The sequence below is a fragment of the Candidatus Pantoea deserta genome (genome assembly GCF_003813865.1).
Lineage (GTDB): Bacteria > Pseudomonadota > Gammaproteobacteria > Enterobacterales > Enterobacteriaceae > Pantoea > Pantoea deserta.
In genome coordinates, this window is the sequence record NZ_RMVG01000003.1 from 469,818 (window position 1) to 492,266 (window position 22,449).

Below are 22,449 nucleotides of genomic sequence, written 5' to 3' on the forward strand. Positions count from 1 at the left end.
TCATTCATATCAAATCGTTGCTCAATTCTGTCCCTGTCGTAAATGTTCGCTGCGTAGCAGAGACAACCTGACAGCGGTGACTTACTCGCTGATGCTGTCTGAAGGGAGCCGACAGAGTGAAGAAGGCGCCAGACGAAAGCCTGCGCGCAGTTCGCTATTAAGGATTATCCGCCGATAACCCTCTTACAGGCAAGGGAAGGGCGGCAGCAATTTCAATTACCGATAACAGACGGTCAGGATTTGCGCCGCTATGCGGGATCGCCCAGCGCTCTCATCGCAGAACGTCCCCAGGCCAGCGCGGCAGCCTGAAATGTCCTCTGGTCTGCCCGGTCTCGACCGCTGCTATCCTTCTGGCGCGTTATCTGCCGTCTGGCATAACAGGCGTCGCCGGTCCGCTACACTCTTACCATCACGACTTAACGGAAAGGAGAAACCATGACCGAAAAAGAAAAAACCACGGACGCGCAGCCGACAGCTATCGCTCATCAACAGGTGTTGCAGAGCGGCACAGCCTGGAACGGCCAGCCGTATGAAGCTTATCCGGCTGGCAAACCGCAAATCACGGTGATGCGCATGTCACTGCCCGCCAACAGCGAGCTGCCCTGGCATACTCACCCTATGCCTAATACCGCCTATATCCTCTCCGGCCAGCTGACGATTGAGGACAAACAAAGCGGCGAAATTTACCAGGCGGGCGCGGGGCAGGCGCTAAATGAGACTATTAACAGCGCGCACCGGGGCTACACCACCGACCAGCCAGCGGAGCTGGTGATTTTTTATGCGGGCGTTGAAGGGCAGGAACTTTCACTTCCGCTGCCGGGTGAAGAGGCGGAGTTTTAGCCGACCGCCGCTGTTTACGGCGTAAGGTTGCAGGCGCTTTTGTTCACAGGGCAGCGCGCCCGGCTACAGCAGGCAGATGCCCTCTGTTCCGGCAATACAGTTGCGTCCCGCTTTCTTGGCCGCATAGAGCGCTCTATCGGCGGCCTGCTTCAGCGCATCAGGCTGGTCGCCGGGAAAGGAGGCGCTAATACCGGCGCTCAGGGTAACGATTTTTTCCGCCAGTTCGCTCGCCTCGTGGGGCAGCGCCGCGCGGCGAATCGCCTCCAGCGCCCGGTGAGCCACCTTTTCGGCGTCGCGGGCATGGGTGCCGGGCAGAATAATGGCGAACTCTTCGCCGCCATACCGGGTTACCCGGTCGGTGCTGCGCAGCGAAAGGTGTTTCAGCAGCGCCGCTACCTCCTGTAGGCAGCGGTCGCCGGCAATATGTCCATACTCATCGTTGTAGCGCTTAAAGTAATCCACATCGAACATGATCAGGGAAACGGGCAAGGCGGAGTCGCGCAGACTCTTTTCCAGATAAAAATCGAACTGGCGTCGGTTGCCCAGCCCCGTCAGACCATCCAGCATCGCCAGATCGCTGAGCGTGCCGTTAAGCCGCGTAAGCTCATCCTGCGATCGCATCAGCGCCTGGTGGCTGCGCTGGCTGGCGCGCAGCTGACGCAGCACCAGAAAGCCGAACAGCAGCACCAGCAGCCAGGTGAAAATATTCACGCTGATGCCGGTGATATTGCTCATCCACCAGGCCTGACGCATCGCCCGGGTTTCATAACCCACAGCGACGACCAGCGGATAGCGCTCAAGCCGGGCGTAGCCGAAAAGTCGCTCCTCGCCGTCAAGGCGACTGTGCCAGGTGGCGCTGCCAATGCGTGACTGGCTCAGCAGGTTAGTAAACAGCGGGCTGGAGGAGAGGCTGCGGTTAAGTACGCTGTCAGGAAAAGGGCGGGCATAGAGCAGAATGCCTCTGGTATTCATCAGCGCCAGCAGATCGCCCGCACTCTGTTCGTACCAGCCGTAGTACTGGCGGAAAAAGGCGACTTTGACCGAACCCAGCGCCACGCCGCGAAAATTGCCCTCGGCGTCATTGAGTCGCAGCGAGACCGGGATCACCAGCTCGCCGGTGCTGCGGCTGCGCACAACCTGTCCAATCCGCGCCCCCGCATCGGCGTGATCGCGGTGCCAGATAAAGGATTCGCGATCGGCATTGTTCATCTGCCTGAACGGCTGGTCACGCGACGTCGCCAGCCAGTTTCCCTCTTTATCGTAGACAAACAGCCCCGCCAATTGAGGCAGCGGAAGCGACAGCCCGGCCAGAATGCCGCTTCTGCCGCTGTAGGCTTCAGGGCGGCGAAACACCTCATCCGTCTGGCGGGCAATCTCATCCAGCGCGATGTTGACCTGAAGAAAGGTGTCCTGCGCCTGCCGGGAAAGGGAGAGAGCCTGGTTGCGCGCCCGCACCGAGACATCCTGAAGGCGGTCCTGCCACGACTGCCATAGCGCCCAGCTGCATGCCGTCACGATAAAAACGCTAATAAAAAGCAGAAACAGCAGCACTAAGCGTTCGGTTTTCCTGGTGCGAGCTAGAGGCAAATCTCTCTCCGGTAAAACAGCGGGTTATCAGTAAAAGGTAGCAGTAAAAATCGGACCTGGTGACCGGCGAGCATCCCCCAGGCAGAGGAAGAAGGGCGGGCGGGTCTGACAGCGGCGGCGTGGTCGCTGTCAGGCCCGCCGCAGGTTATTATCCCGCGTTAAAATCCTCCATGTTTTTTAACACTTCAACCGCCTGTGCTATATCTGGGGCCAGCCAGCGATCCTGCTGCCAGTTCGCCACCACCGCGCGTAAGCGGCGTAGCGCCTGACGAGTGCCTGAGGCAAGCGCCGCTTCGCCGTGAAAATCGAGCGCCTGCGCAGCCAGCAAATATTCGATGGCCAGGATATGCCAGACATTCTCCAGCAGCCTGAGCAGTTTGAGCGCTGCGCCGGTGCCGAGACTGAGATGGTCTTCCTGCAAACCGGAGGTGACATAGTTATCCAGCACCGCAGGCTGCGCCAGCTGGCGATTCTCCGCGCAGAGCGACGCCGCGACATACTGGGCGATCATCATGCCGGAGTTAACGCCTGGCTGCGCCACCAGAAAGGGCGGCAGGCCGCTGACCAGCGGATTGACCAGTCGGTCGAGCCGCCGCTCGGCGATGCTGCCGATTTCCGCCAGGGCAATCGCCAGCAGATCCGCCGCCATCGCCACCGACTCACCGTGCGGGTTAGCCTGCGACACCACGCGCCAGTCGCCCGGCGAGCCAAGTACCAGCGGGTTATCGGTGCAGGCGTTCAGTTCGGTCTCGATCTGGCGCGCGGCGTGGGCGAACTGATCGCGGCTGGCGCCGTGCACCTGCGGCATCGAGCGCAGGCTGAGGGCATCCTGGGTGCGTATTCCGACGCTGGCCGCCAGCAGCGGGCTGTCGCTCAGTAGCTGGCGCAGCCGCTGGCCGCTGATTTGCATGCCGGGACTCGCCTTTAGCGCCAGCACTTCGGTGTCAAACGCCGCCAGCTGGCCGCGCAGCGCCTCAAAGCTCATGGCTCCGGTGACGTCAGCCCGGTTAAGAAGACGCGCGGCGTCGTCCAGCGCCAGGCAGGCGAGGCCGGTCATGCAGGGCGTGCCGTTAACCAGACTGAGTCCCTCTTTAGCTCCCGGACGGTACGGGGTCAGGCCAGCCAGCGCCAGCGCCTGCGCGGCTGGCATACGCTGGTGTTGATATTCCACCTCGCCGACGCCAATCAGCGCCAGACCGATGTGCGCCATATGGCTCAGATAGCCGACCGATCCCTGCGACGGCACTTGCGGCGTAATCTGATGATTGAGCAGCGCCAGCATATGCTGCACCAGCGCCACCGATACGCCCGATTTTCCGTGGCTGTAGTTGGCGATCGCCGCGCAGAGAATGGCTCGCGCCTGTTCGCGCGTCAGTAGCGGACCGACGCCGCAGGCATGGCTCAGCAAGGTATTGCGCGACAGCTGGCTGAGCTGTTCGTCCGCCAGCGTGATATTGCACAGAGCGCCCAGGCCGGTGTTGATGCCGTAAGCGATCTGCCCGCTGACGACAATCTCATCGACAATGGCGCGCCCCTGAGCGATACGCTGCCAGGCACTCGTGCTCAGGCTTAACTCTGCATTATGCCGCGCCACCGCGACCAGTTCCTGCCACGTCAGCGGGCCGTCGCCCCATACCACGGTCATGACGGCTGCTCCGCGCCGTGGTGGCTGGAGATAAACTGTTTAAAGCGCGGCGACCCCTGCTGGCCGAACATCGCTTCCGGCTCGCCCTGGCAATCAATGGTGCCCTGATGCATAAACACCACACGGTTAGAGACATTGCGGGCGAAGCCCATTTCGTGCGTCACCACCAGCATGGTGCGTCCCTCTTCCGCCAGGCTGCGCATCACTTTCAGGACTTCGCCCACCAGTTCGGGGTCGAGCGCCGACGTCGGCTCATCGAACAGCATCACCTCTGGATCCATTGCCAGCGCACGGGCAATGGCTACCCGCTGCTGCTGGCCGCCGGAGAGCTGCGCCGGATAGAAATCTTTGCGATTAAGCAGGCCGACGCGATCCAGCAGCTGCTCGGCCTGGGCGATGCAGCTTTTCTTGTCGCGCTTCAGCACGTAGTGCGGACCCTCGATAACATTTTGCAGCACCGTCATGTGCGACCAGAGGTTAAAGCTCTGGAATACCATACCCAGGCGCGAACGCAGGCGCTCAATCTGCCGGGGATTGGCCGCCAGCTGGTGGCCGCGGGCATGACGCTTCATCTCAATGGTCTCGCCGCCGACGCTGACCACGCCCGCATCGGGCGTTTCCAGCAGGTTTATGCAGCGCAGCAGGGTGCTTTTTCCCGAGCCGCTGGCACCGAGAATCGAAATAACATCGCCTTTGTGCGCCTGAAGCGAAATGCCTTTCAGGACTTCCATTGCGCCAAAGGATTTATGAATATCCGTGGCGGATAAGGTGACGGGGGAAGTGGAATGCATATTATTCTCCGGCAAGCGGTTTAACGGCGGACAACGGCTTTTTTGCGATGCGATGCACCGGCGTCAGACGGCGTTCCAGCAGTGCGTATAGCTGGACGATTATAAAGTTGAGAAGCAGGTAGATAGTCGCGGCGCAGAGAAACACCTCCATCGTGCGATAGGTGCGCTGAATGATCTGCTGCGCGACGCCGGTCACGTCCCACACGGTAACAAGGCTGGCTAACGCCGTGGACTTCACCAGCAGAATGGCCTCGGTGGAGTAGGCGGGCAGCGCATAGCGCAGCATCACCGGCGCAATAATGCGGCGCAGCAGCAGCCAGCGTGACATGCCGCAGGCCAGCCCGGCCTCAACCTGTCCGGCAGGCACGGCGAGCAGCGCGCCGCGCAAAATTTCTGCGGTATAGGCTGCGGTGCAGAGCGACAGCGCCAGCACCGCGCAGATAAACGGTTCGCGCAGAAAAGGCCAGACGATGCTGTGACGGATCACGCCAAATTGCCCCAGCCCGTAATAGATAAGAAAGAGCTGAATCATTAGCGGCGAGCCGCGAAACACCAGAATATAGCCGCGCGCGAAGCCGCTCAGCAGCCGCCAGCGGCTCATGCGCAGCGACAGAATGCCGATCGCCAGAATACCGCCGCAGATAAACGCGCTGATAAACAGGCCGAGCGTCACCGGCAGCGCAGCGCTCAGTTTGAGAAAGGTGTCAGAGAGAAAGACGAAGTCAATCATGCTGCTACTCCTTAGTGCTGCGCCGCCGTGCGACTTTGCCACGCCCGCCCCAGGCGCAACTCCGCCCGACGAAACGCCTGATTTGAGAGCAGTGTCAGCAGCAGATAACAGACACCCCCGACCAGATAAAAAGTAAAATAGTCGCGCGTTGAACCTGCGGCGACCTGGCTGGCGCGCATCAGCTCGACAATGCCGGTCACCGAGACCAGCGCGGAATCCTTAAGGCTCATCTGCCAGACGTTCGACATGCCGGGCAATGCGTAGCGAACCACCTGGGGCAACAGAATGCGCTGCGCAATGCGCCAGCGGGGCATACCGATCGCCACGGCGGCTTCTATTTCGCCTTTTGCCAGCGCCAGACGCGCCGCACGATAGACTTCGCCCTGATAAGAGCCGGAGATAAGCCCGATAGCCAGCGCGCCAATTAAAAACGGCGGAGCTTCGATAAAGCCATCCGCGCCGAACAGCTGTCCCACCAGGGTAATCAGACCGGATCCGCCGAAGTAGAACAGGTAGATCACCAGCAGTTCCGGAATGCCGCGAAACACCACCGAATAGCTCTCGCCCAACCAGCGCAGCCAGCGCTGAGGGGAGAGCTTCGCGGCCGCCACGCCGGAGCCGACCACGGCCCCAATCATCAGCGCCGCCAGCGACAGCAGCAGTGTGGTGCAGGCGGCGCTCAGGATCAGTCGGCCCCAGCCCTCCGCGCCAAAACTCAGCAGGCTTATCATCTTTCACCTCACTTACGGGGTTACGTCTGTTTTAAACCACTTCGCACTGAGCTTTTTCACCGTGCCGTCGGCCAGCGCGGCCTGTATCGCCTCGTCGAGTCTGGCTTTCAGATCGTTATCCGCCATGCGTACGCCCATCGCTTCGCCTTCGCCCCAGACGGGGCCGCCCAGCTGAGGACCGCTGAAGCTCAGGTTGCTGTTCTCTTTACGCGCCAGCATAGACTGAGCGAAGGTCACATCATCAAATACCGCGTCGATCCGGCCCGACTGAAGGTCGAGAATGGCGTCCGCCGAAGACGTGTATTCCCGGACATCGGCATCGCCTTTGAAGTACTTATCAATAAACGGCGTGTAGACCGTGCCGGAGGCGATGCCAATGGTTTTGCCTTTTAGCGCGGCTTTGAGCGGCGCTATCGCCGCGTTAATCGCCTTCTCATCGTCATGCAGCTTGATAATGTTGCTATCGGCCGGCAGCAGCGGGTTATCTTTACTGGTAATAAAGGTGGCGGGCGTAGAGGCATAGGGCGTAGTAAAGTTGACGACTTTTTTACGATCCGGGGTAATAACGATCGCATCCATAATCACATCATATTTGCCGGCGTTCAGTCCGGCGATCATGCCGTCCCAGTTCTGTACCACCAGCTTGCACTGAATGCCCATGCGCTTGCAGAGATCCTCCATCAGTTCAGGTTCAAACCCGCCTAACTTGCCGCCCGGCAGCGTCAGGTTCCAGGGTTCATAGCTTCCTTCAGTAGCGATAGTGATCGATTTCCACTCTTTTGCCTGTACGGCCATACCGCTGAACATCAGCGTGACGAACAGGGCGGTGAGGCAAAAATGGCGAACTGGAACGCGTTGCGTCATGCGGCTTCTCCTGGTTAGTCGATGAATGACATCATCCTGCGTGAAAATTATGCAAATGACCTTTCATGTATATACAAGTAAATTTGCGTCGATACATCGCTGAAATACCCATTGTGTGAGCATGACAGGATAAAATTTTGTTAAAAAAGAGTCAGCGAACTTACTTGTACATACAAGTAGCAAGAGTTGTGCCAGCGAAAAGAGGTAAAAATCATTCAAAACAAGGAGGAATACTGGCACTGAAAGGTGGCGCTGCACAAAAAAAGGGCGTCGCTGGCTGAAAAGGGTGCGCAGAGAAGCCTGATGGGTTTCTGTCGGGTCGGTTAGTCATCGGCGCGATGCGCGGCTAAATACTGAAAAAGATCGGACGGGATTTATCAGAGTGGTCTCGTTTAATCTTTACCAGAACAGAAAGGCGTAACATTCCGGGAGAGCAATGGCGATCGGGTGGCGATGTCAGCTATGCGCCGGGCCAGTGGCTATCGCCACCGGCCGGCCTGCTCTGGCACAGTTAAACTTCGCTCGGTTTAATGTTCGCGACGGGCGACAGCACGTTCTCCGGCAGATCGCGCAGCGCAGCGCCCTGCGCCACCCGCGCCGGCCAGTCGTGGTTAGCCAGCGCCGCCTTACCGATGGCGACAAAGTCAGCACTCTTTTCAAGCTGAGCTTCAGCCAGCTCGCCGGTATCGAGACCGCCGTTAACAACGATCGCGGTGTCCGGCGCGGCCTCGCGCGCGATTTCAGCGAAGGTTTGCTCGCCGTCGCTGAAGGCGGGTTGCCAGGCCTGATACTCGGTGACGTGAATATAGTCGACGCCTGCCGCCTGGAGCTGCGCGAACACTTTTACCGCGCCCGCTTTTCCCTCTTTCCATTTATGATGGAAGTCGTTGACCTTGCCCTGCGAAATGCGCACGCCCACAATCGTTTCAGGACCGACTTTGGCTCTTACCGCCGCAATCACCGCCAGCGTCAGGCGCAGGCGCGCCTCAATGTCGCCGCCCCAGCGGTCGTTACGCTGGTTGGTGTAGTCGGTAAGAAACTGATCGAGCAGATAACCATTGGCAGAATGGATCTCAACGCCATCAAAGCCCGCTCTGTTAACCGCGCGCTCAGCGCTGGCGGCAAAGGCGTCAATCGCCTGCTGAATCTGCCGATCGCTCATCGCTTCCGGCTGCGCATAGTCGCCCTGACCGTGGTAAAAGCTGAGCTGCTGGCCGACCGGTTTAACGGCGGAGGGCGCAGCGGTGGAGCGCCGATAGATATTCGCCTGCGACAGCGCGCCGCCGTGGATCAGCTGGGCGATAAATACCGCATCCTGCTCTTTCACCGCCTCAACCACGCCTCGCCAGCCAGCAACCTGTTCATCCGTCACGATGCCAGGCTGGAATGCGTAGGTCTGTGACCAGGCCTGATCGACGTAAATACCTTCGGAGATCACCGCGCCGAAACCGCCGCGCGCAAAGCTGGCGTAGTAGCGCTGCATCATCTCGCCCGGCACACCGGTTTCAGAAGCGGAAATACGCGTCATGGGTGCCACCATGGCGCGGTTTTTAACGGGGGTGCCATTAAGAGCTGCGGGCGTAAAAAGTCGGGAAGTCATTATCGAAGTTTCCTTGGTTATTATTTCATGTCGCTATTGTAATGCAGCTGTCACAGGCAAATAATCGCCTGATTCAACAAGCTGTATAACGAGATTCGTTACAATGGACCTGAGGAACGTCGAGATTTTTTGCGGCATCGCTGATACCGGCAACCTGACCGAGACAGCCAGGAGGCTGAATGCCACGGCGATGACGGTTTCCCGTCGGCTGGCCCAGCTGGAGAGCGAGCTGGGCGTTCGGCTGTTTCAGCGCACCACGCGCGCCGTGTCGCTGACCAGCGAAGGCGAGGAGTTTCTGCCCTATGCGCGAATGATGCTGGAGACCGAAGAGACAGCCAGAAGCCTGTTCAGCTCAGAGACGCAGGGCGCAAGCGGGCTATTGCGCGTCACCGCAGCGTCAGAGTTTGGCAAGCGTCATCTGCTGCCGCTGCTGCCTGCGCTAATGGAGGCGAATCCGGCGCTAAAGGTCGATCTCAACCTGACCGATAGCCTGGTTGATATTATCGGGCAAGGCTATGACATGGCGTTGCGGCTGGCGCCGCTGAAAGATTCGACCCTGATTGCCCATAAGCTTGCTGATAACCCCAGACTACTCTGCGCCGCGCCCGGCTATCTGGCGCGCCACGGTCAGCCTGCGTGCCTGAGCGACTTACCCCTGCATCGCTTACTGAAGATTTCCGCCGTAGCGCAGTGGATGTTTGAGCAGAACGGGCAGGTGGTTAACTGTCCGGTAACGGCCCATTTTAGCTGTAGCAGCGTCGAAGGCGTTCGGGCAATGTGCGTGGCGGGGGTTGGCATCGCGCAGCTTACGCTGCTGGATGTCCGGGATGAGCTACGGCGGGGCGAGCTGGTAGAGATAACGCTGTCAGATGTCGGCCGGCATCCGCTGGCGGTATGGGCGCTGCTGCCAACGCGGCAGTATATTCCCTGGCGGACAACCGTGCTTCTGAATGCGTTAAAACGCGCTTTGCAGGATGTGATTTAACGCTGACCTTAGTCTCTTTTAAGTACGGGCATATAATCAGGCGGTCAGCAAAAGGCCTGCGTTATTTATGAAACAGCGCCGCGCAAATTTGAATCACTCTTGCCACTCTTACTGTTCGAACCAGTCTGGATAATATCTGGTCTGGTCAGGCAGGCTATTTATTCCGTTAATTTGCGTTAAGTGAATCTGGCTGTCTTTATAAGTGGGGTATAAAAAGAGATTATTTTTTATTGCCCGGATAAGGAACTTTCCGATTGTTTCAGTGTTATTCTGCATCGCAGAGATTACAAAAAACTTACAAACAATTTATATAAAGCTTTCAGTGATGGTTAAAACAAGGATGTTACTGACGCTGTGCGTCAGCTTATTCATAACGCCGGGAATTGCGGCGCCGTTAAATCCCGCCGACCGCGATTACATTCAGAATCAACAGCAGCAGCGACTCGATCAGGATCAGCAGCAGCGCGATGCGTTATGGCGCGCCGCGTCGCCTGATCGCGCGCCCGCTGAGACGTTATCGCAAACGGGTCCCTGCTTTCCGATTCATGCCATTGCTATTCGCAATGCTTCGCTGCTTTCTCAGCGTCAGGGGGAAAATATTACCGCGCCCTATATTGATCGCTGCCTTAACTTAACGCAGATAAACGCGCTGGTACATACTCTTTCCGACTGGTATATGCAGCGTGGTTATATTACCAGCAGAGCCTTTTTAACTGAACAGGATTTATCGACTGGCGAGCTGGTTATTCCCGTGCTTGAGGGGAAGCTGGATGATATTCGTCTCGAAGGCAAGCATCCGCGCGCCCTGATGATGGCCTTTCCTGGCCTGAAAGGGAAGATCCTCAACCTGCGTGATATTGAGCAGGGTATGGAACAGATTAACCGGGTGCGCAGCATCCCGGTGCAGATTGAAATTCAGCCATCGCCCACGCCAGGTTATTCCGTGGTGAATCTGACCGCGCAACCTGAATTTCCGCTGAGCGCTTCCGTGGGATTTGATAACAGCGGCCAGAAAAGCACCGGCGTCGGTCAGCTTAATGCTTCGCTCACCGGCAATGATCTGCTGGGGCTGGCGGATCGCTGGTTTATCAGCGGCGGACGCAGCAGCGCCTTTAGCGACTGGCGCGATGCGCAGAACCTGCAGGCGGGCGTCAGCGTGCCCTATGGCTACGGCCTGCTCGACTACAGTTACAGCTGGAGCAGCTATCACAGCAGCTTCGTCAACAACGATTTTACCTGGCTGAGCAACGGCGACAACGTCGCGCATCGCCTTAACGGCTCCTGGGTGCTGTTTCGTAACGGCGACATCAAGTCCGGCGTGCAGCTCGGGCTAAACCACTATTCCAGCCACAATTATCTCAATAGTACGCTGCTCAACAGCAGCAGCCGTAAAATCACCAGCGTGCAGTTTGGTCTGAACCATACGCAAAAACTGTTCGGCGGCGTGGCGACGCTTAACCCAACCTTTAGCCGCGGAATGCCCTGGTTCGATGCCGAAAACGACGCAGGCAAAACCGGCGATCTACCTAAGGCGCAGTTCCGCAAATGGAGCTTCAGCGGCAGCTTTCAACGGCCGCTGATCAACGACCTCTGGTGGCTCAGCAGCGTTTATAGCCAGTGGTCGCCCGATCGGCTCTACGGCAGCGAGCGACTGACGCTCGGCGGCGAAAGCTCGGTGCGCGGCTTCAAAGAGCAGTATCTCTCCGGCGATATCGGGGGATACCTGCGTAACGAACTAAATTACAGTCTGTTTACGCTGCCGGTGATGGGCGAGGTGAGCGCGCTGGCCGCCGTCGACGGCGGCTGGCTGAAAAGCGACGCGCAGAACCGCGAGTCCACCGGCACGCTGTGGGGAGGCGCAGTCGGCCTCGGCACGCGAGGCCGTTATCTCTACAGCCAGTACACCCTCGGCATTCCCCTCAACTATCCCGGCTATCTGCAACCGGATCACGTCAGCATTTACGCCCGCGTCGGGCTGGTTTTCTAAAAGGTAAAGATTATGGACGATCGTCAGCCTGTTTCCCTTTCCCGCCGCGCGCTGAGCTATCTTATCTGCTGCCTGGTGGCGATGCAGCCAATGCTGCCCGCCGTGGCGGCGCAGATAACGCCGGTCACGCCCGGCACCCAGATGGATGCCGCCGCCAACGGCGTGCCGGTGGTTAATATCGCCACGCCTAATGCCGCAGGCGTCTCGCACAACCAGTACCAGCAGTACAATGTCGGGCAGGAGGGGCTGATCCTCAATAATGCCACCGGTCAGCTTAATCAGACGCAGCTGGGCGGTCTGATCCAGAACAACCCCCACCTGAAAGCCGGACATGAAGCGCAGGCGATCATTAATGAGGTCACCGGCGCGAACCGAACGCAGCTCCAGGGCTATACCGAGGTAGCGGGCAAAGCCGCCAGCGTAATGGTGGCGAACCCCTACGGTATTACCTGCAACGGCTGCGGCTTTATCAATACGCCGAACGTTACGCTTACTACCGGCAAGCCGCAGCTGGATGGGAACGGCAATCTTGCCGCGCTGGAGGTGAGCAAAGGCTCGGTAATTATCGAAGGGCAGGGTCTGGACGGCAGCCATGCTGACGCGGTGTCGATCGTCGCGCGCGCCACGGAAATCAATGCCGGGATCCATGCGAAAGATCTTTCAGTGACGGTGGGCGCAAATCGCATCGGCGCTGACGGCTCGGTCACGCCGATCGCGGGCGAGGGCGTCGCGCCGTCAGTGGCGGTGGATACCGGCGCGCTGGGCGGCATGTATGCTAACCGCATTCGCCTGATATCAGGCGAAAAGGGCGTGGGGGTAAACCTTGGCAATCTGGTGGCGAAGCAGGGCGACATCCAGCTTGATAGCCGTGGCCAGCTGACGCTGAACAACAGCCTGAGCAGCGGGACGCTGACGGCAAAAGGCACATCCGTCACCTTAAGCGGCGATAACAAAGCCGCCGGGCAAATCGCCGTCAGTGCGCAGCAGGATGTCGCCATCGGTGCGGGGACGCTGGTGAGCGATGCCGGGATCGCCGTAACCGCAAACGGCAGTCTGGCGGCAAAAGGCGCACAGTTAACGGCGGGGCGGGATATTCGTCTGAGCGGCAACACGCTGTCGGTAGATCAGGCCAGCAAGGGGAATGCGGGCGAGGCGATTCAGTTGCAGGCGAATACGCAACTCAGCAACGCCGGACACTTTACCTCCGGCAAAACGCTCAGTGTGGCCGCACAGCGGGTTGATAACAGCGGCTCCCTTGCATCGGCCACAACCACTGTCAACGCTGGGACGCTAAACAACGGCAGCGCAGCGTCCATTGCCGCCACCGGCAACCTTTCATTGCGCAGCGATCGTTTGATCAATCAGGGTTTACTCTCCGCGCCTGCGCTGACGCTCAACAGCGCGCAAACCGATAACAGCGGGCAGATACAGGGTTCGGATGCGCTCAGTTTTAGCGGAGACCGTTTCAGCAACCTGGCGAGCGGCGCGCTCAGCTCAAATAACGGCTTCAGTCTCAATTTCCAGAATCTCGATAACGACGGCGTTATCAGCAGCGGCGCGACGCTGACTCTGAGCGGCAAGGACCTGACCAATGCGGGTGAAATCAATGCCGCGAACCTGACGGCGCTCAACGAGCGCATCAATAACCGCTCAGGCGGCTCGCTGCTGGCTGAGCATCGGCTGCAGCTAAAAAACCACGAACTCAACAATGGCGGCAAGATCGCCGCCGAACAGCTAACGACTGGCGCTGGCGCAGTGAGCAACAGCGGCACGCTTCAGGCGAAACAGACGCTGGAGACGCAGGGCCAGCAGCTGACAAACAGTGGCACGATCCTGAGCGACGGCCAGCTGACGCTCATTGCCGACACGCTTAACAACGCAGGCACGCTCCAGGGCCAGCAGTTAGCTGTCAGCGCCACTGACGCGTTAAACAGCGGCAAGGTACTTAGCCTCGGCGACGCCTCAATAACCGCAGAGAGTCTGAACAACAGCGGCAATATTCTCGCTCAACAGGCGTTGCAGTTGAGTAGCCAGGAAACAGACAACAATGGGCTGATTCAGGGCACCCGGGCGCTCAGCGTAACGGGTAGTCGCCTGACGAATCTGGCTAATGGCACGGTGAGTTCAGAGAACAGCTTTGGGCTGAATCTGCCAGAGCTGAGTAACCTTGGGCTAATCACCAGCGGCGCAGGCCTGATTCTCGATGGAGCCAGCCTGACCAACGCGGGCGAAATCAACGCGGCGGACATTACGGCAAATAACACCAGCCTGACCAACCAGCAGGGCGCACTGCTGCTGGCGGATAACGCCCTGACGTTTAATACCGCTCAGCTGGCTAACGCCGGACAGATGGCTGCCAGTCAGCTGAGCATCGCCAGCGGCGCAGTGAATAACAGCGGCACTCTTCAGGGCAAACAGGCGCTGCTTGCGGCAGGCGAGCAGCTGACTAACAGCGGAACCTTACTGAGCGGCGGTCAGCTGAAACTGGAGGCTGACAGACTGGCAAACAGCGGCCTGATGCAGGGTCAGCAGCTTAACCTGACCGCTGGCGACTGGCAGAACAGCGGCAATGCCCTGAGCGTCGGCGATGCGCAGCTAAAGGCGGGCAGCCTGACCAACAGCGGCAAGATCCTCAGTCAGCAAAGTATGCTGGTAACGGCCGATAAAACGGATAACAGCGGCTGGCTGCTGGCGCAGGCGCTGACATTGCAAAGCGATCTCATTAACAGCGGGCTGATGCAGGGCACTGACGCGCTGGCGCTCCACGGGAGCAGGCTCAGCAACCAGGCGAAGGGAGAGCTGATAAGCGGCGGTACGCTTGCGGTACAGGGCGATAATCTGACCAATCAGGGCGACATGCAGGCCGATCGCCTCGATCTGCGGTTAACAAGCTGGCAGAACCCAGGCAGCGCGCGCGCCACTTCGCAGCTCAGCGCAGACGTCAGCGGCCTGCTGGATAACGGCGGCGCTCTGCTGAGTGAAAAACACCTTGATCTGAACAGCGGGGAGACCCGCAACGGCGGCACGCTGGCGGCGGATCAGGCTGACATTTCGACTGCGACCCTTACCAATGCTGGTCTGTTACAGGGGAACAGCGCACTGACCCTTAACAGCGCGGCTATCGTCAACGCCAGCGGGGGTCAGCTGATTAGCGGTTCGTCGCTGGCGCTTTCGCCGGTGACGCTGAACAATGCCGGCCGACTACAGGTGACGGGCGATTTCATCGTGAACGGGCGCGACTTTGATAACAGCGGGACGGTCACGGCGGACAACCTTCATACCACGCTGACCGGCACCCTGAGCAACGGCGGTGAAGGACTAATGCTGGCGCAGCAGCAGGCCAGCCTGCATGCCGCTACGCTGAACAATAGCGGCACGCTGGCCGCGCAGCAGCTGGCGACGTCGGGCGGGTCGTTAACGAATCAGGGAACGATGCAGGGCAATGCGGCGCTTTCGGCTGATTTCAATCAGTTTAACAACCTGAATGCAGGCGCTTTGCTGAGCAGCGACGATCTCCGGTTACAGGCGATCAGCGGCAACAATGCCGGGGTACTACAGGGCAACAACCTTAATTATCAGTTCGCTTCTCTGAGCAACAGCGGCACGGTAAACGGCATCGCGGCACTGACCGGCGTTACGACCGGGCTGCTGGATAACAGCGGTAATATGGTGACAAAGGGCAACGCCAGCCTGACGGCGGGCCGTATCGACAACCGCGGTAAGTTAATGGCGGACACTCTGGCGCTGCGCGGCGATGTGCTGAATAACAGCGGGCTGTGGCAGGGGAACACGTTGCTGGACGCGCAGGCGACGGACGCGATAACGCAGACGGCATCCGGCAAAGCGCTGAGCGGCGGCGCGCTGATGATCGGCGCGTCCCGCCTCAACACGGATGGCACATTACAGGGTAACGGGGCGCAGATTGATGCCGACAGCTGGCAACATCAGGGAACATTGCTGAGCAGCAGTGACCTGAAGGCATCCGTCGGCGGCGAGCTGCGCAACGACGGCGAGATTATGTCGCAGGGCGAGGCCGTGCTCACCGCGCAGAATATGAATAACAGCGGTTCGCTGCTGGCAGAAAAAGGGATGACGCTTCAGGGAGGCGAACTTAACAACAGCGGTACCGCTCAGGGCGAGACGCTGAGGATTACGCCTGCCAGCGTCACCAATCAGGGCAGCCTGATTGGTCTGCAATCGCTGACGTTCGGACCGGCTGCAACCCTTCACGGTTTGCGTCTGCTGGCAGTGCAGACTCAACCCACGCGCGTACTGATCAATAACCCAGGCGGCAAGTTACTGACGCAGGGGACGCTGAGCATTACCGGGGATAACGTCATCAATAACGGGACCTGGCAGGGGCAGCAGATTCTGCTGAACGCTGTCAGTCTCGCCAACGGCGGCGCGATTCAGAGCGCCGATGGGATGCAGCTCAATCTGAGCGACAGGCTCTCTTCTTCTGCTGGCAGTAAAATCACCGCGAACGGCACCGCCGCGCTCAGCGCCCTCAGCCTGACCAGTCAGGGGCAGTGGTTAGCAAAAAACCTGACGCTGAACGGATCAACATTAGATAACAGCGGTGAAATCTCAGGGGTAAACGGCCTGACAGTCCTTCTTGGCGATACGCTGACGCAACAGCAGAACGGCTCGTTACTGAGCGGCGGGCGGCTGGAGCTTCAGGCAGCCGCCGTCGACAATGCCGGGCGCGTGCAGGGCGACGATCTGGCTGTGACCACCGGCGGCGTCAATAACAGCGGGCGTTTGCAGGGGGGCAGCAACCTGCTGCTCAGCGCCAGCGGCCGCGTGACCAATGAAGCCAGCGGCACGCTGCTCAGCCAGAACGGCGTGACGCTGACCACGCCGGAGCTGTACAACTACGGCCTGGTTCAGAGCGCGAACAGCCGCCTCACCGCCAGCAATGCGGCTATCAATAGCGGCAGAGTGCTGTCATCCGGCGAGCTGACGCTGAACGCGCCGCAACTGACCAACAGCGGCTGGCTACAGGCGGCACAGTTGACGCTAAATGCGGCGAATGCCAGCAACAGCGGCACTCTGCTGGCAGATGGACAGGGGACGCTGACCGGTACGCAGTTGCAAAACCAGGGAACTGCGCAGGGCGGCAACCTGACGGTAAATTATGCGCAGCTTACCAATAGCGGAACGCTGCTCGGCGCGAATCAGCTCAACGTGAAGGCTGTGCAGGTGATCCAGCAGGCGACAGGCAGGCTGTTCAGCGGCGGCAACCTGCAACTGGAGAGCACCGGTTTCGATCAACTGGGCCAGGTGGTGGCGCTTGGCGACGCCACCCTGAACCTGATTAACGGGTTTACCGCACGCAACACGCTGGCGGCGGGTAATCGTCTCAGCATCAACAGCAACGGCGCGATTGATAATCAGGGCACCCTACAGGGCAAGGCGCTGACGCTAAGTGCGGGCGGCGATCTGACTAATAACGGGCAAATAACTACCGGCTCCGGCGACAGCAGCCTGAGCGGCAACGCCATCAGCATGAATGGCGCGGGGTCGTTGCAGGGCGGCGGCAACGTTGCGCTTAACAGCCGCAGCGACGTAACGCTGAACGGCTTTACCGGCACGCTCGGTAATCTCACCGTCAGTTCGCCAGGCAGCATTGTTAACACCGCGCTGCTCTATGCCGGGCAAAACCTTGCTCTGTACGCGAACAGCATCCGCAACCAGCAGGGAGAACTGCTGGCGGGCAACAGCCTGTGGATGCAGCGCGATGCGGCAGGAAATGCCAATGGCGAAGTGATTAACACGTCAGGGACCATTGAGTCGCAGAAGGGCGATATTACTGTTAACACCGGACATCTGGTGAATACGCGTGAGGGGCTAAGTAGCAGTGAGAAGATAACTCAGCTTTCTGTACCGGCCTGGTCGACAGGAAGCAATGTAAAAATCCCAATTTCATGGTTTTCACCAGATCAATATGGGCTTTTCGTCAGTAAAGCACAGCATTTTCACGGTCATGGCGATGACTGGGATGTCAACACAGGAAGCTATGCGCCCTATCCTGAAGCTGATATACAAAAAATTGCTTACCAGACCATTGACGTGACCGTTAATGCGACCGGTGGCGCGGGACGTATTGCGGCAGGCAGGGATATGAATATAACTGCTGCGCAGCTTGATAATTTTGCATCAAATATCATTGCCGGAAATAACATTGCCTTAACAGGTAATGAGCTTAATAACAAAAGCTGGACGGATGGCATCTCGACGGTCTATCAGGTTTATCATTATGGTCTCGGTTTAAACGTTGTGCCCAGACCCAGTAAAATCAAATACTCTTATAATTCGATTAGCTCAACGTCTATTCCCTACGAGCTGGAAAGCAGCCCTGTATATGAAACGACAGGAAGCGGGAATGTCTTTCGCGCTGTTGTTCAGGCAGGAAATAATGTCGATATAAACTTTAGCCAGAATATCAGTAACACCTCGGCCGATCCTCATGTAAGTGGACAAACTAATACACTTGCAGCGCCTGTATTAGCTACCCTTAGCCAGCAATCAATGACCGCTGGCGTCCAGAAACAGACAATGAGTTCACTCAGTAACGTGACGGTAAACTCACCTGTCTGGAAGAATGAAGTTCAGGATGCGCTGCAAAAAATAAACGGCGGTGGTTCGCTGGAAACAGCAGACCAGAATAGTATCGCTGTTTCTTCAGTAACTGCCGATAAGAAAGACAGTGCCAGTCTGGGTAATAGCAAAGCTCTCAATGATGCACGCTCTACTTTAAAGGTTAAGTCGCTTGAGCAATATCAGACCAATAGCGTTGATGTTAGTTCATATCCTGTACCTGTTAATGAAAATGGTTATTTTGTCGTCTCTGCTAATACTTCAAGTCCATACCTGATCACCCTTAACTCCAAACTTGATGGACTGGGGCAGTTAGATGGAAGCCTCTTTAAGGATCTCAATACCTTATTAGGTAAGCAGCCAGGTAGTGCGCCGCAAGAAAAGCGTGAGCAATATACTGATGTTAATAAATTTTTAGGATCATCCTATCTTTTGGATCGTCTTAATCTGAAACCGGAACGTGATTACCGCTTTCTTGGCGATGCAGCATTTGATACTCGCTATGTCAGTAACACGGTACTTAACCAGACTGGCAGTCTTTACCTGAGAGGAATAGGGTCAGATCTGGAGCAGATGCAGTATTTGATGGATAACGCTGCAAAAGCCCGGCAGTCGCTCAATTTACAGTTTGGCGTTTCACTTAATGCCGAACAGATTGCTTCTCTTGATCACAGTATAATATGGTGGGAGTCAGGCGCTATTAATGGTGAAACGGTAATGGTGCCTAAACTTTACCTTTCACCCGACGATGTTGTTATGAATAAAGGCAGTGTGATCGCCGCTAAAAATATTAATATAACAGGTGGTAATATCACCAATAGCGGCAGTTCATTGCTGGCAGAAAATTCGCTTGCTCTTGACAGTAAGAATAGCATTAACAATTTAAACGATGGCCTGGCCAAGGCCGGGAGCGATCTTAATCTCAGTGCTATTGGTGACATAAATAATGTAAGCAGTATTCTTCAGGGAAAAGCCGTCACGCTGGAAACGCTTGATGGAGACATTAATAACATTACGCTGGCTAACCCTCTTGCTATAAAATCCAGCGGAAAAGACATTAGCTCACTAAAAAATATACAGCAGGGCAGCATTGCTGATATATCTGCGGAACAGCAACTGACACTCATCTCAGGAAAAAACATTACCCTGAATGGGTCGACTCTCTCCGCTGGCAATGATTTGTTAATGAGCGCCTGGGGCGACATTGCCGTGAATGCCAATCAGATTGCCACCACATCCGGCAGTACGGGTTACCAACCCGTTCAAAACGACAAGGTTTCGTATCAGGGAAGTAAAGTCAGTGCGGCCGGCAACCTCCTTATTGAGGCTGGACATGATGTTGCGATCACTGCAAGTGATGTTTCTGCTAAAGGCAATGCCACCCTTAGCGCCGCAAATAATCTGGACCTTAACGCCGCGCAAACCAGTGAGAGCAGCAAGCTGGGCAAGGGGAATAAGGAAACGCACAGTTCTGGCTCCGCGCGATCTACCCTGTCCTCTGGTGGGAATCTGGTGCTCACGGCTGGTCAGGATCTTACCAGCAAGGCGGCAGCAATAGTCGCAGACGGCGACGTCGGGTTGCAGGCCGGACGTAATCTCAGCCTGAAGGCGGAAGAGAGCCGAACGGGCAACAGTGAGCGCGGCAGCAAAAAAACCATTATCAATGAAACCGTACGTCAGCAGGGCAGCGAGATTGTCAGTGGCGGCAGCGCGACGCTGCTGGCTGGAAACGATCTGACCAGTCAGGCAAGCACCCTGACCGCAAATAACGATCTGACACTACAGGCCGGACACGATGTTAACATCACGACCGCAACAGAGAGTGATTACGCCTACAGAGAAGAGACGAAAACCAAAAAAGGCCTTTTCAGCAAGAAGACCACCCACACTATCAGTGAGGAGAGCGCCACAGCTGAAAAAGGCTCACAGCTGAGCGGCGATCGCGTTTCAGTCATCGCGGGCAATGACCTGACGGTGAAAGGCTCTTCTGTAATTGGCGACGGCAATGTTGGCCTGAAGGCCGGCAACGATCTCACTATTGCGGCGGCTACCGACACTCAGACCAGCTATCGTCTGAGCGAAACCAAAAAGAGCGGCATGATTAGCAGCGGCGGTATCGGCGTCACCTTTGGCAGCGCCTCGTCGAAACAGCAGCTGAAGCAGGACGGCACTACCGAAAGCCAGAGCGCCAGCACGATAGGCAGCACCGGCGGCAGCGTGACGCTGGTGGCTAATCACGACGCGCGCGTGGCAGGGTCGGATGTAATTGCGAAGCAGGATATCAGCCTGGCAGGAGGTTCAGTTACTATCGATCCAGGCAATGATATGCTGACCCGCCGTCAGAGCTATGAGCAGAAGCAGAGCGGTCTGACGCTTCAGCTTACCAGCCCGATTACCGATGCGTTGCTCAGCCTGGGTTCACAGGCGAAAGAGGCCAGCCAGGCGGGAGACGATCGCCTCAAGGCGCTTGATGCGGTTAAAATGGTAGAGAGCGGCTGGGTGATGTCAGGCGCGGCCGGGAAGTCCGCTGCGGCGCTGGCAAATGGCAAATGGCAGGATAAGGATGCCGGCATTAAGATCGAGCTTAACGTCGGGTCCAGTAAGAGCAAATCCACCTCAGAATACAGCAGCAATACCGTCAGCGGCAGTTCGCTCAGCGGGGGCGGTAGCGTAGCGGTAGTCGCCACCGGCGCGAATGGCGCCAGCGGCGATCTCAAGCTGGCGGGCAGCGGTATCACCGGCAATGACGTTACGCTGGCCGCCGCGCACGATCTGATTCTGGTCGCCGCCAGCAACCAGACTCAGCAGAAAAGCAGTAATAGCTCTTCCGGCTGGAGCGCCGGGGTACACGTCGCTATTGGTCAGAAAACCGGCTTCGGCATACAGGCCAACGGATATATGGCCAGCGGCAGGGAGAACGGCGACAGCACCACCTGGGTTAACGGCCGCGTTAATGCAAAAGATGACCTGACGCTGAGCAGCGGCAACGACATGCTGCTCTCCGGAGCGCAGGCGCTGGGCGACAGCATCAGCGTCAACGTGGGTAACAATCTTACGCTGACCAGCCTTCAGGACACCGATAACTATCAGAGTAAGCAGCAGAGCGCCAGTGGCGGCTTCAGCCTGACCTGGGGCACGGGCGGCTCGATTGGGCTGAGCCTCAGCAGCAGTAAGGTGAACAGCGAGTACGCCAGCGTTGGTGACCAGAGCGGGCTGTTTGCGGGCGATGGCGGCTATGACGTCTTTGTCGGCAACCATACGCAGCTCAATGGCGCAGTGATTGCCTCTACCGCAGACGCGGCGAATAACCGCCTTTCTACCGGCACGCTGGGCTGGGACAGTATCGACAACCACGCCGAATATCACGCCAGCAGCGCCTCTTTTGGCTTCAGCGGCGGATATGACAACAGCTTAGCGCCGGGCCAGCGGTTTGCGGGCGGCGGACTGCCGACGCTGGTCAATATGAGCGACAGCGCTTCCGGCACCACGCGTTCTGCGATAGCCAAAGGCGCGATAACGGTGCGTGACGCTCAGCATCAGGCACAGGATGTCGCAGGACTCAGTCGCGACACTGAAAATGCTAACGGCCATATCGACAAGATTTTCGACAAGGAGAAGGTCGCAAACCAGATGGCGTTTGCGCAAGGCGCGGAGGAGCTGGCCGGGCGCGTGGTGGGCGACATTAAAGAACTTAAGCTGAAAGCGGCAGAAAAAGAGACGTCGGACCGCCTGCTCCTTGAACATCCTGAATATGCCCGCTATACGAAGGATCAGCTCAGCGCGTTAGCGCAGAGCGATCCGGGCTACAAAGCGGTAGCGGAGCAGTGGGGCACGGGCGGCACCTATACCATGGTGGCGACCGCCGTGGCCGGCGCGCTGGGCGGGCTGAGCGCTGGCAATCTGGGTGCCGCAGCGGGCGGAGCGATGGCGCCTTACATCGCTAACGCGATCAAGAAAGCCACGACAACGCACAACCCTGACGGCACGGAAAGCACCAACCTGGCGGCTAACACGATGGCGCACGCGGTAGCGGGCGCGGTACTGGCACAGATTGCTGGCGGCAGCGCGGCGGCGGGCGCAACGGGCGCC

At 58.0% G+C, this 22,449-nt stretch carries 11 protein-coding genes; 4 read left to right on the plus strand and 7 right to left on the minus strand.

The window, feature by feature from the left end; translation table 11 throughout:
- Positions 1 to 435 precede the first annotated feature (435 nt).
- On the plus strand, positions 436 to 840 hold the full coding sequence (locus BBB56_RS07505; RefSeq protein ID WP_123800314.1) for a cupin domain-containing protein: 405 nt from the start codon (positions 436 to 438) through the stop codon (positions 838 to 840).
- A gap of 63 nt (positions 841 to 903) precedes the next feature.
- Here BBB56_RS07505 and BBB56_RS07510 read toward each other — a convergent pair whose 3' ends face one another.
- The 7 genes from BBB56_RS07510 to BBB56_RS07540 form a co-directional block, all read right to left on the minus strand.
- Complete coding sequence (locus tag BBB56_RS07510; protein ID WP_123800316.1) at positions 904 to 2,427, minus strand: sensor domain-containing diguanylate cyclase; 1,524 nt, start codon at positions 2,425 to 2,427, stop codon at positions 904 to 906.
- 148 nt (positions 2,428 to 2,575) lie between these two features.
- Positions 2,576 to 4,072 carry an HAL/PAL/TAL family ammonia-lyase gene (locus BBB56_RS07515; protein ID WP_123800318.1) on the minus strand — a complete coding sequence of 499 codons (1,497 nt, stop codon included), beginning with the start codon at positions 4,070 to 4,072 and terminating at the stop codon, positions 2,576 to 2,578.
- Positions 4,069 to 4,863 carry an ABC transporter ATP-binding protein gene (locus BBB56_RS07520; protein WP_123800320.1) on the minus strand — a complete coding sequence of 265 codons (795 nt, stop codon included), beginning with the start codon at positions 4,861 to 4,863 and terminating at the stop codon, positions 4,069 to 4,071. The genes BBB56_RS07515 and BBB56_RS07520 overlap by 4 nt, the downstream gene beginning before the upstream one ends.
- 1 nt (position 4,864) lies before the next feature.
- Positions 4,865 to 5,593 (minus strand): ABC transporter permease, encoded by a 729-nt coding sequence (locus tag BBB56_RS07525; RefSeq protein ID WP_123800322.1) that lies wholly within the window; start codon positions 5,591 to 5,593, stop codon positions 4,865 to 4,867.
- An 11-nt stretch (positions 5,594 to 5,604) separates the two neighbouring features.
- The gene (locus tag BBB56_RS07530) at positions 5,605 to 6,324 is read right to left on the minus strand and encodes an ABC transporter permease (RefSeq protein ID WP_123800324.1); all 720 of its coding nucleotides are present in this window, start codon (positions 6,322 to 6,324) and stop codon (positions 5,605 to 5,607) included.
- A 12-nt stretch (positions 6,325 to 6,336) separates the two neighbouring features.
- Positions 6,337 to 7,188, minus strand: a complete 852-nt coding sequence (locus BBB56_RS07535; protein WP_123800326.1) for a transporter substrate-binding domain-containing protein — start codon at positions 7,186 to 7,188, stop codon at positions 6,337 to 6,339.
- A 511-nt stretch (positions 7,189 to 7,699) separates the two neighbouring features.
- On the minus strand, positions 7,700 to 8,788 hold the full coding sequence (locus tag BBB56_RS07540; protein WP_123800327.1) for an oxidoreductase: 1,089 nt from the start codon (positions 8,786 to 8,788) through the stop codon (positions 7,700 to 7,702).
- A gap of 103 nt (positions 8,789 to 8,891) precedes the next feature.
- Between BBB56_RS07540 and BBB56_RS07545 the strand changes: the two genes are divergently transcribed.
- The 3 genes from BBB56_RS07545 to BBB56_RS07555 form a co-directional block, all read left to right on the plus strand.
- Positions 8,892 to 9,773 (plus strand): LysR family transcriptional regulator, encoded by an 882-nt coding sequence (locus BBB56_RS07545; protein WP_123800329.1) that lies wholly within the window; start codon positions 8,892 to 8,894, stop codon positions 9,771 to 9,773.
- A gap of 340 nt (positions 9,774 to 10,113) precedes the next feature.
- The gene (locus BBB56_RS07550) at positions 10,114 to 11,760 is read left to right on the plus strand and encodes a ShlB/FhaC/HecB family hemolysin secretion/activation protein (protein WP_199756211.1); all 1,647 of its coding nucleotides are present in this window, start codon (positions 10,114 to 10,116) and stop codon (positions 11,758 to 11,760) included.
- Between the two features lie 12 nt (positions 11,761 to 11,772).
- Positions 11,773 to 22,449, plus strand: a 10,677-nt coding sequence (locus BBB56_RS07555) for a hemagglutinin repeat-containing protein (RefSeq protein ID WP_123800333.1), incomplete at its 3' end; no start/stop codon positions are given.